Here is a 9,144-nt window from a genome sequence, read left to right as displayed (position 1 = left end):
TAACAAGATAGCCTGCATCAAGTGGCAATTTACGACGGATGATGCACGAATAAAACTATCTCGTCTTTATCCGACATTTGAGGCTTGACTTGGCACTAGAATACATTCGAAAAGGTGGGGCGGTGAGGCCTAAGGATATCCTTAAAGCCAGACTCGAAACAGAAAATCCTGGTGTTTCAGGTTTAAGTGAATCAAATATTAAACGGAAATTGCGAAGATTAACAAAATCAAACAAAATTGTAAAGATAAAGCCTGACGAGTTCAGCAAATTCGGAATCGATGACTCTGATCAGAAAGCTACGTATTACATTTCAGAAGAAAACTATGAACTTAAGGCTCATTTTGATGAGATACTACCATATCTCTCTTCAAAGGATGAATCAAAAATCAAAACCACAATAAATGAGATTGATCTCTATAACGACTTTTATTTCCTTGATCCAAAACAGTTGGACAAAGTTGTTTTAGCACTTGACAATAATGCTGATATTGTTAAGCACTCACTAATTGTTCTTGACAATAATATCATTAAACGTGGAGTTAAACCATGGAATACAGAAGAATTATTGGAAAAATTGAAGGATGTTATCAAGAGATTTCGGGACGAAGATAATTCCCAGATCATTCAGTTAACAATCGCTCTTCTAGGCAACTATAATGATTATGCTGTGATTGAGCAATTAAAACATGATGCACAGGATTTTGAAAGGATAAGCCAGCATTACACCCATTATACTTCTGACCAAACAGCAGAAGTCATCGACAAATACAGAACAGATCTATTTTACCTTGAAAATGAATTATATCAGAGAAATAAAGAGAAAAACGCAGAATTTGTTCGGGAAATTAGGAAAATTTCGGTCAAAAAAATAAAGGAGAAAAGGGAAATTAAATGAAGTTCTTGCTTCTCAAAAGGGCATGGCAGGGAGCTGGTGCACTATCTGAACGGGAAGAAACAGTCGGTGAATTTCATGAAACCGGAGTATCAGGTAGGCAGGGCTAACATGGATGAAATTTGCAGGAAGATCCCCAGCATCTCGTATGCTGACTGGAAGAAACTGGGTTTCTCAAAAGGAACACTCCACTATATGAAAAAGAACGCTGAGTGAGGGATAATTTTACCCTTAATGACAAAGATAAAGAACAAATAAAAAGGTTCCATAATTTATTCCTGAACTAATTTCAGAAATAAGATGTATGTTAAATTATTAAATTTGTATCTGATGAAATTCTTTTCAAAAGAAATCAGTCAATCTTTACTAATTACCACCGTTGGAGTGTTATTAGGTGTAATTGGAAATTTTATGGTGGTAACATATTACAGAATCGCAGATCAAATGAATTTGGGATCGTTATCTGCTGATATATCAATGCTTTTATGTTCTGTGATTATTATGTTCACAGTGGTGTATTATATTATTAAATCCGTAAATAAACAAACCGATGAATGATACCCAATCCATAATTGCAAATATAATGTGATGTTCTCCTTCATCACCACCTCTCCCCTTCTGTGTACATCGCATTAGACACAGAAGCTATTCTCCATGAAAAATTAGAAAAAATTCGCCACAATACCATAATTTCACAATACTGGCACATCCCGAACACAACTTTGATGGGGGGGGATATTGGACTTCTTGAGATGAGACATATTGTTGCTGATGGGGTGCTTCACATCGGGAAGGAAGCCAACAGTGTTGATGAACAGGTTCTTGATGCCAAGAGGTCACAGGTGTTTGTGAATGAGCGGGAGGTTAGGGAGGAGATTTTGAATATGTTGTATAAGGAGAGTGAGAGAAGAAGGATAAATCTGGGAACGTTGTGGAGAATAAAGAAGAAGGTGAGACAAAATCGAAATATAACAATTAATTCAAGTTTAGTAAAAATGGGATAATATTCAGATCAGATCTCAGACATTTTTTGATCAATAAATCGTTCGATCAGTTGTAATGGTGAAAACGAATTTAATTTACTTGGATCTGCTTCATTTTCGATATTTTTTATTATTTTCAAATAGTCTGAGAAAAGTATTGTATTTTGTATTTTATTCATAATATTCCAATTTACATGATCCCCATTCTTCATCAGTCTTCCACCAGTTAATTTTTTAGTAAGGTTGCCAAATGGCGGAATATCCCAGCATACACACGGATTGGGGCGCACGAAACCGGTTTTTAACGGAGTTGGATAAGAGACTAATAGATCAAAATCATAAAAATGATCAATATATGGCGTATTCGGGAGTACAGATGTACCTATCCAGTTCTGGTTTTGAGAATGCGTATAAGCGTCAGAAATTGGTTCTCCATAAGTTATTTCGCCCCCCCAACTTATATCCCCATAGCCGATTGCACCTTGTATTGGATAATAATTTTCAAGAGCTGTTTCCATTAAATACTTTGAATATTTTAGCAAATTGCCTAATCCTTCAATCGTATTTTCAGCCCCAATAAAAACGGTATCCGAAATAAACTCAATGTGATCTAAATTATAACTGGGACTAGAGTCTTCGATTATTTTTATCCAATCAGTTACTCTTTTGTCTCGTTCATCATCTTTTGAATTTTTAATAATATTCTTAAATCCTAAGATATCCCCTACAAAACAATATGTTTTCGTCATCTTATCATATTAACAAAGGATATGGATGACATTATACATTCCCCTGAATTCGCCCCCCATATTAACCGAATTTGATTAAGAGAACGGAGATGATAAACTCTAAGACACACGGTAAGATTTCTTCAGAAATTTCAATAAAATTAGCTGAAAAAAACAAAGATACCTATTACCCAAAAAAGTCATGCGAGGGGAGGGATTCGAACCCGCGGACTCCTACGAGACCGGGCCCTAAACCCGGCGCCTTTGACCAACTCGGCAACCCTCGCAAATACAATACAGTATTTACAGGACTTATGTTATCCCTAAAATGGTATAATCCCTTGTATCTTAGATTGAAAAAATCGGGAAAAGTGTACAAAAATTTGGAGAGAAAAAGCGTATTAGGTTATTATTCTTTATTCTCTATTCCCTTCAGGGCAAACCGGCAAACCGGCAAACTGGCAAACCGTTACCCCGCCTTCTCCAGCCACCCATTCTCTTTTGCCTGCTTCATGATCCGAATGAGTTCACGCCCGGACGCGACTAAGAGTGCCAGCACAAGAGGCCCAATCACAAAACCGACGATCCCCATGAGCCATAGTCCGCCGAAGAACCCGACCCACATAATTGCGGGGTGAATGGACGTACGCTTGCCCATCATGATGGGCCGGAAGAGGAAATCCGGAATTGCGCATACGACCGGATACCCGATGATTGCAATCAGTGCGGCCGCCCGGTAATCCCCTGTGGCAATCGCATAAATGCCCAGGAAGATCATGATCAGTGTCGGGCCGATGATCGGTATCAGCTGGAACAATGCCACAATCAGTGACCAGAAGACGATGTGCCCGTATCCCAGCACATAAAAGAACGGTATTGCCAGAAGAAAAGTAATAACCGACGTCGATATATGGACAATATATATTGAATACAGGGTGTTTGAACTGATTTCGGTGATATGACTGACAAATGATTTCAGGGAATCAGGAATGCCTGAAAGCAGATCGCGCCAGATGTTTTCACCAAAATAAATGAAGATAAAGAGTGTCAGGAAGAAGATAATTGAATTAAATATTGCTGCCGTAAACCCGGACACTACCGATAAAAAACCCGACTGAATGGTATCCATATGGGAATTAATGATGCCTGCAACATCAATCAGGGGAGTCGACGTGGCCCCCGGTGTAATCAGCTGCATACCAATAAGCGCAGTATATGTCTCTGTAATAATCTGCGTCAGGTAATCTGCATTTCCATATAAAATGGCAACACAAAACGCCAACGAACCGATGACGAGACATCCCACAATAAACGTGACTGCAAATGCCGCAATCTGTTCACTAACGAACCGTGAAAGCCACGTCTTCAATGGCATTACGACAATGGCAAGAGATACTGCAAGTATGACAACACCAAGCAGAGAACCGAAAGCGTAGAGCGTGAGAAACAGCACAATCCCGATTATAAGGAGTGCGAGTTTGTCATGTTCCGCGAATGCGCATTTCATTATCAATAAATTCGCTCTGAACGGGTATATACATACCCACACCACCCGAAAATGAACCCGTTTACTACCGAATCTGTTGTATTATTCCGTCATTATGCAGATATTCCCTACAATTCATCAATTTAAGATAATAAACGGTGATTTTACTGTGACAATGGGAAATGTTAAACATATGGAAGAGTATCTGTTATTATTCGGAGTTAATAAATGCCCGGTGTGGTTCTAAACATTATAATTGCGGCACTTGTCTGCTGGATTCTTTTTATTACAATTGATATTATATTCCGGCTTCCTGAAAAGGGAGGTGTGAGCGGTGCAAACGCCATTGGCACCACCATTGCAGCTGACAAGGGCTCACTGAATGGCGGATGTATGATGGGAAATATCGTCTGTTCGCCTGATGCATCAGCAGGGACGCTGCTTGCGGCCTGCGGGGTGTTCGTTGCCGGCATCCCCGGCGGGCTCCTTGCTGCACTACTGGTGTACATTGGAAACAGGATCTGCCATGACCCGGGATACGCAGGCACAACCGGTGCCTTCTGCGCGACATTCCTGATAGCAGGCTTCGGTCTCATTGGTATACCCGCCGATGCCTTCATCGCCGGTATGGTCATCGCCATCCTTACCATCCAGGGCGTATCCCATCCGTATGCAAGCCGGCTTCTGACGAAACTCTGGAAGGTGCGGGCATGATATACGATGCAGCCATGATTCCCACATATATATGCGGGATTGTCGCCGTGTATGCGGTCATCCGTATACTGACGGAGAAAAAGACCCTCAAAAAACTGGTCTTCCTGAATGTCATGAACTTTGCCATCACCGGACTGATTGTGCTGTCCATCCCGGACATCATGGTACTTCTCGCGGGCATCGCCTATTTTGTCGGTTCAACCCTGGAAGCCAATGCGATTGCCAGCACCTATGCAGGAGGGGTAGCCAATGAATGAATTCTATATTGCAATCCTGAGCCTGATTGCATTACTGGGAGTCATCTCTGTTTACTTCAAAAAGAGCCCCTTTGACAAGCTGATAGGACTTGCCATCATGATGGGCGGGGTGATACCCCTTATTGTAATCAAGGGCTATCTCGATGTGGCCATCCTTGTTGCCATCATCATGCCGCTGACAACAATATTCATTCTTCAGGCCACAGGGAGGAACACAGATGAATCCTGAACTCATCCTCGGTTTTATAATTCTTTTGGCAGGAGTCGCGGCCACCGCATTCCCGCGCGAAAGAGATTATATATCCCGGCTGATTCATGTCGAAATTGCAGCGACAGGCCTCATGCTGGTCATGCTCGCATACAATGAGACCATCGCTCTGCTGACGTTTGTCGCGGTGACAGCGATTGCCACCATTGTCCTTATACGGGTGATTGAACGGGGTGAGCCCTGTGATTAAATGGCTTTCCCGTTACATGGCGGATATCGACAACCTGATCGCCATTTATGCGGTGATTGTCATTGCAATTGCCGCAATTGCCCTTATAAGCATCATCGCTGTGCCCATCGGATATGAAGAGACTCAGTTGTACCCCAAGAATATCAACACGTCTTCCGCCCTGAACCCCTACGACCGGGGCGGAGAACCGTTCGGAAAAACGGACGTGATCGCGCAATACCCGCAGAATTCTCCCTATCTGGGATATGTCACCGCGTACCTCACCCCGCTCTCCGCTCTCATGGCCGCTTCAAACCTCTATCTTGGTACCACCATCGTCTCTCATCCGGGTGGCATCATCGATGAAATACTCTACAACACCCGTGGACTGGATACCATCGTTGAGACGAGTATTCTGTTCACGGCCTTTGCCATCGCCTCATTCCTCTTCCGGAGGGAGGACGAATGATGGATGAATACGCAATCGGCCTCATTGTCGCCCTGATTGCAATCATCATCACCTTTGTCGCGGCATTCCGGGAGAAAAACGACATACACAGGCTGATCATTGCAGACCTGGCAGAAGTCTCAGCCCTTGCCGTCATTGCACTCATCGCAACTGACCTTGCAGAAGCACTCATCATACCCGGCCTTGTCGTCGGCATATCTGAACTGATGGCACTCTCTGAGATATACCTCGTCCGTGAACACCTGACCCATCCGGTAAAAAACCCGTTCAGGATTGAAGTCCTTGATACCGCCCCCGCCATCATCGCGGTCATCCTCGTTGTCTACGGCATTGTACTCTGCGGATTTACCGGAGGGGCAGTCGCAGGCACAGGAATGGTCTTCTATTTCATGGGAAAAAGACCGGCCGAGCGGTTTGCCCTTGTTGAAACCGTATCGGGATATGCATGGGCACTCTGGATTGTCGCTTTCTTTATCTTTATGGTCGTTCCCGAATACTGGTTCTTTGCAGTTATGCTTGCCGGAGGAGCGATTCTTGCCAAAGTGACCGCAAAGATGTCACTTATCGGAACCATGCGGGGTGAAAAAGATGTTTGAACTGCCCACATCCAGTATCGGCGGAGAGGAATTATTCGTCCTGCCGTTTGGAGATATTGTTAATTATTTTACTCCCTACACAGGAGCGCTCTTCCTGTTTGCACTGATATTTACGCTCATCTGCATCTTTTCAAAACCGGAGAAACAGCTGGACGTTGCCTTTGGCACAGATGCCATATATGCAAAGGACGTCACGGGAAAAGATCTTCATTTCAGGCGGTTTATGGCAATTGCCTGCGGTGTTGCCACGATGGGGGCTGTTACCAGCGGAGATGTGTTCAATTTCACCCTCTTTGTCAGCATGGTGGGTATCTGTATCATCGGCATTGTGGCTTCTGTTAAAAACAAACATGTCCTGAATGCAGCCTTCAACTATGGCATCATATCGATGCTTGCAACGGTGCCCCTCTTCGGCGGGGCGGCCATCACGCTTGCAGCAACAGGAACACTCTCAATCTGGGAACTCTCAGCAATTGCACCCGCAATGCCGGGTATTGCAAAAGCCCTGATTCTTGTTGGTGTAATGGGAGAAGGCATCGCCCCGTTTTATGCAGCAAAGGCAGAACTGTTCCGTGCACCGGGTGCGCCCTACGTTATAATGATTCACGTCAGTTCCCTTCTGATGTTTCTGAGAGTTGTGGAGATAATGCTTACAGTGTGATATACTATGAATAGAAAAATTATTCAGATAATAACCGTTGTCGCGCTGATTGGACTCATCATTGGAGGAATCGGCCCGTATATCGGTTTCATGTCAGATATGCAGCAGGCAGTAATCTGTGTTATTGCGCTGCCGGCATTCGTTCTGGGAACAATGCTTCTCTGGAAATACCGGGATGGAGAAGAAGACTATCCGTTTATGGGGTACTAACATATGATCGGTTATCTGATTGCAGCACCATTTATCGGGCTTTTATTCATGGGGATACACCGGAAAGCCATTGCACGGATACAGGGTCGGCCCGGCCCCCCCGTCTGGCAGGAAATTCTTCATACACTGAAATTCTCCTTTAAAGAGACCTGGGTCCCCCGTACTGCCAGTAAACCGCTCTATATCGGCATCGTTGTCATTGCCATTGCCATATGGGTCGGAGCGCTCTACATCGTCATGCTCGGCGGCAGCCTGCTGCTGTTGTTTGGCGTATACATGGTGCATAAAATGGTGGAACACGGGGTCGGGTTATCACCGGGGTCTCCGTATGCAAAATTTGGCGGAGTGCGCTCGGTCATATCAGCCTCGTCTGAAATACCCCTCTTTGCGGTGGTCGCAGGCATATATTTCTTCACCGGATCGCTGATGATTTCAGACATCGTGCAGTATCAGGCAGATAATGGCCCACTGCTGTTCAGTCTGTTTCCCGCGGCAATTGCGATGTATATCGTCATTCTTTCAAAGATGCACTATGGACCTTTCTCCATTGTTGAGGCAAAAGAGATCGTCAGCGGGTATAAAACAGAGCATTTTGGTGTCTGGCGTGCGGGCCTTGAGATATCGGATGCCATAAAAACCTTCGTCCTGTTGATGGCATTTGTACTGATATTCTGGGGAGCGTTGTCACCTGTTCTGCTGTTTATTGCGATGCTCATTATACTGATATCACTCTCATTCGTCTGTGCGTTAACACCCATGCTCAGCCCGTACGACAGTGTGACGGTGCAACTGGTAACCATCGTCATTCTTGTGGCCTGGATGGCCATTCTGGGGCTGATCGCATGACGCAGATCAAAAAAATACTGGCCGGAGGTCTGATTGCCTACCTCTTTATCGCAGTGTGGCAGGTGATGCTGCACCCGGAGATTTCTGTACAGGCGTTCGCTCTCGGACTGATTTTCATCATCCTGACCGGTATTGCCTGGATGTCAGACGAAGAACACCTCAAAAAAGCGGAGATGGGTATACTCTGGATATGTATCGGACTCTTTGCCCTCTATGCAGTGCTTGTCGCAGGGGGAATTGTCTGATGGTCACCTATATCTACGAAAACGATCTGCGTGAGATGAAACTTATCATCCTTTCCAGCCCGCTTCATGAAGTAACAATGGCTGCCCTGTGTGAAAAATACGGGGTCCGCCGCCAGGTTCTCAGGAAAAAAATGATCAGTCTCTTTGACATGTCCCTGCTGGAAAATATTCCGGCACGTTATGAAGTCTGGGAGAACGAACAGACTGAAACAGAGAAGACCGTTGAATCGGTATTTGGTGCATCCCTTATCACCAGACAGATTCCTCTCCTCACAGACGACGAAATGAACAGCATCATCCAGCAAACAAATGACAAAATTTCAGCCGGTTGCAATAAAGAACAGGCAATTAATGAAGGAATAACAATGATACGAGAGGTAATCTGTTCATGAAAGCATTACAGGACATTAAAAATGCAGTCCGTTCGCGTTCCATCCATGTCTGTTATGTAAATGTTGGTTCATGCAATGGATGTGATATCGAAATTCTTGCATGTCTGGCACCCCGATATGATATTGAACAGTACGGCATTTACGTGCATAACAATCCCAGAGAAGCCGATATTCTGTTAGTGACCGGTGGTTTTTCACCGCAGTGGGAAGACAAGCTGAAGATGGTC

General features: G+C 44.4%; 16 protein-coding genes, 1 tRNA gene and 1 pseudogene. 15 read left to right on the top strand and 3 right to left on the bottom strand.

All coding sequences use genetic code 11. The features are described 5' to 3' along the window. Nucleotides 1-122 precede the first annotated feature (122 nt). From MKMG_RS09330 to MKMG_RS09320, 3 genes are all read left to right on the top strand, one after another. Nucleotides 123-896, top strand: coding sequence for a hypothetical protein (locus MKMG_RS09330; protein ID WP_165077513.1), 774 nt, complete (start codon nt 123-125; stop codon nt 894-896). 36 nt (nt 897-932) lie between these two features. Further along, entirely contained in the window at nt 933-1,109 is a 177-nt protein-coding gene (locus tag MKMG_RS09325) for a hypothetical protein (protein ID WP_165077512.1), read from the top strand. Between the two features lie 404 nt (nt 1,110-1,513). Continuing rightward, nucleotides 1,514-1,897, top strand: coding sequence for a hypothetical protein (locus tag MKMG_RS09320; protein WP_165077510.1), 384 nt, complete (start codon nt 1,514-1,516; stop codon nt 1,895-1,897). Nucleotides 1,898-1,905: 8 nt separating this feature from the next. On the opposite strand, the gene MKMG_RS09315 is transcribed toward MKMG_RS09320, so the two are convergent. The 3 genes from MKMG_RS09315 to MKMG_RS09305 all read right to left on the bottom strand — a co-directional run bounded on the left by MKMG_RS09315 (nt 1,906) and on the right by MKMG_RS09305 (nt 4,111). Next, on the bottom strand, nt 1,906-2,625 hold the full coding sequence (locus tag MKMG_RS09315; protein WP_165077509.1) for a hypothetical protein: 720 nt from the start codon (nt 2,623-2,625) through the stop codon (nt 1,906-1,908). Between the two features lie 182 nt (nt 2,626-2,807). Continuing rightward, nucleotides 2,808-2,891 (bottom strand) — tRNA-Leu (locus MKMG_RS09310). A gap of 182 nt (nt 2,892-3,073) precedes the next feature. Beyond that, a complete protein-coding gene (locus tag MKMG_RS09305; RefSeq protein ID WP_165077508.1) occupies nt 3,074-4,111 on the bottom strand; it encodes an AI-2E family transporter in 1,038 nt (345 codons plus the stop codon). A 207-nt stretch (nt 4,112-4,318) separates the two neighbouring features. Here MKMG_RS09305 and MKMG_RS09300 point away from each other — a divergent pair, with 207 nt between their 5' ends. The 12 genes and pseudogenes from MKMG_RS09300 to MKMG_RS09245 form a co-directional block, all read left to right on the top strand. Beyond that, a complete protein-coding gene (locus MKMG_RS09300) occupies nt 4,319-4,804 on the top strand; it encodes a hypothetical protein (protein WP_165077506.1) in 486 nt (161 codons plus the stop codon). Next, a complete protein-coding gene (locus MKMG_RS09295; RefSeq protein ID WP_254059156.1) occupies nt 4,801-5,061 on the top strand; it encodes a DUF2109 family protein in 261 nt (86 codons plus the stop codon). The genes MKMG_RS09300 and MKMG_RS09295 overlap by 4 nt, the downstream gene beginning before the upstream one ends. After that, complete coding sequence (locus MKMG_RS09290) at nt 5,054-5,290, top strand: DUF2108 domain-containing protein (protein ID WP_165077505.1); 237 nt, start codon at nt 5,054-5,056, stop codon at nt 5,288-5,290. Before MKMG_RS09295 ends, MKMG_RS09290 begins: the two co-directional genes overlap by 8 nt. Next, nucleotides 5,280-5,519, top strand: a complete 240-nt coding sequence (locus tag MKMG_RS09285) for a DUF2107 family protein (RefSeq protein ID WP_165077504.1) — start codon at nt 5,280-5,282, stop codon at nt 5,517-5,519. The genes MKMG_RS09290 and MKMG_RS09285 overlap by 11 nt, the downstream gene beginning before the upstream one ends. Then, nucleotides 5,512-5,967 (top strand): DUF2106 family protein, encoded by a 456-nt coding sequence (locus MKMG_RS09280; RefSeq protein ID WP_371415211.1) that lies wholly within the window; start codon nt 5,512-5,514, stop codon nt 5,965-5,967. Before MKMG_RS09285 ends, MKMG_RS09280 begins: the two co-directional genes overlap by 8 nt. Beyond that, nucleotides 5,964-6,563, top strand: a complete 600-nt coding sequence (locus MKMG_RS09275) for an EhaG family protein (protein WP_371415210.1) — start codon at nt 5,964-5,966, stop codon at nt 6,561-6,563. Before MKMG_RS09280 ends, MKMG_RS09275 begins: the two co-directional genes overlap by 4 nt. Further along, nucleotides 6,556-7,224 carry a proton-conducting transporter membrane subunit gene (locus MKMG_RS09270; protein WP_165077500.1) on the top strand — a complete coding sequence of 223 codons (669 nt, stop codon included), beginning with the start codon at nt 6,556-6,558 and terminating at the stop codon, nt 7,222-7,224. Before MKMG_RS09275 ends, MKMG_RS09270 begins: the two co-directional genes overlap by 8 nt. A gap of 6 nt (nt 7,225-7,230) precedes the next feature. Continuing rightward, a complete protein-coding gene (locus tag MKMG_RS09265; RefSeq protein WP_165077498.1) occupies nt 7,231-7,434 on the top strand; it encodes a hypothetical protein in 204 nt (67 codons plus the stop codon). Nucleotides 7,435-7,437: 3 nt separating this feature from the next. Continuing rightward, nucleotides 7,438-8,280, top strand: coding sequence for a respiratory chain complex I subunit 1 family protein (locus MKMG_RS09260; protein ID WP_165077496.1), 843 nt, complete (start codon nt 7,438-7,440; stop codon nt 8,278-8,280). Next, nucleotides 8,277-8,525, top strand: coding sequence for a hypothetical protein (locus MKMG_RS09255; RefSeq protein WP_165077495.1), 249 nt, complete (start codon nt 8,277-8,279; stop codon nt 8,523-8,525). Before MKMG_RS09260 ends, MKMG_RS09255 begins: the two co-directional genes overlap by 4 nt. Then, nucleotides 8,525-8,917: a hypothetical protein gene (locus MKMG_RS09250; protein ID WP_165077493.1), complete on the top strand. Its 393-nt coding sequence runs from the start codon at nt 8,525-8,527 to the stop codon at nt 8,915-8,917. The genes MKMG_RS09255 and MKMG_RS09250 overlap by 1 nt, the downstream gene beginning before the upstream one ends. Beyond that, nucleotides 8,914-9,144: pseudogene (locus MKMG_RS09245) on the top strand (hypothetical protein); the annotation flags it as partial. The gene MKMG_RS09250 and the pseudogene MKMG_RS09245, both read left to right, overlap by 4 nt.

Source organism: Methanogenium sp. MK-MG (genome assembly GCF_009914725.1).
Lineage (GTDB): Archaea > Halobacteriota > Methanomicrobia > Methanomicrobiales > Methanomicrobiaceae > Methanogenium.
The sequence above is the reverse complement of the archived record's forward strand: the minus strand, read 5'-3'. Positions and strand labels throughout refer to the sequence as shown.

What these genes read in the sequence shown, in the direction of transcription:
- MKMG_RS09315 (WP_165077509.1), bottom strand. Translation starts at nt 2,625, where the DNA reads ATGACGAAAACATATTGTTTTGTAGGGGATATCTTAGGATTTAAGAAT.
- MKMG_RS09305 (WP_165077508.1), bottom strand. Translation starts at nt 4,111, where the DNA reads ATGAAATGCGCATTCGCGGAACATGACAAACTCGCACTCCTTATAATC.
- MKMG_RS09300 (WP_165077506.1), top strand. Translation starts at nt 4,319, where the DNA reads ATGCCCGGTGTGGTTCTAAACATTATAATTGCGGCACTTGTCTGCTGG.
- MKMG_RS09295 (WP_254059156.1), top strand. Translation starts at nt 4,801, where the DNA reads ATGATATACGATGCAGCCATGATTCCCACATATATATGCGGGATTGTC.
- MKMG_RS09290 (WP_165077505.1), top strand. Translation starts at nt 5,054, where the DNA reads ATGAATGAATTCTATATTGCAATCCTGAGCCTGATTGCATTACTGGGA.
- MKMG_RS09285 (WP_165077504.1), top strand. Translation starts at nt 5,280, where the DNA reads ATGAATCCTGAACTCATCCTCGGTTTTATAATTCTTTTGGCAGGAGTC.
- MKMG_RS09275 (WP_371415210.1), top strand. Translation starts at nt 5,964, where the DNA reads ATGATGGATGAATACGCAATCGGCCTCATTGTCGCCCTGATTGCAATC.
- MKMG_RS09270 (WP_165077500.1), top strand. Translation starts at nt 6,556, where the DNA reads ATGTTTGAACTGCCCACATCCAGTATCGGCGGAGAGGAATTATTCGTC.
- MKMG_RS09265 (WP_165077498.1), top strand. Translation starts at nt 7,231, where the DNA reads ATGAATAGAAAAATTATTCAGATAATAACCGTTGTCGCGCTGATTGGA.
- MKMG_RS09260 (WP_165077496.1), top strand. Translation starts at nt 7,438, where the DNA reads ATGATCGGTTATCTGATTGCAGCACCATTTATCGGGCTTTTATTCATG.
- MKMG_RS09255 (WP_165077495.1), top strand. Translation starts at nt 8,277, where the DNA reads ATGACGCAGATCAAAAAAATACTGGCCGGAGGTCTGATTGCCTACCTC.
- MKMG_RS09250 (WP_165077493.1), top strand. Translation starts at nt 8,525, where the DNA reads ATGGTCACCTATATCTACGAAAACGATCTGCGTGAGATGAAACTTATC.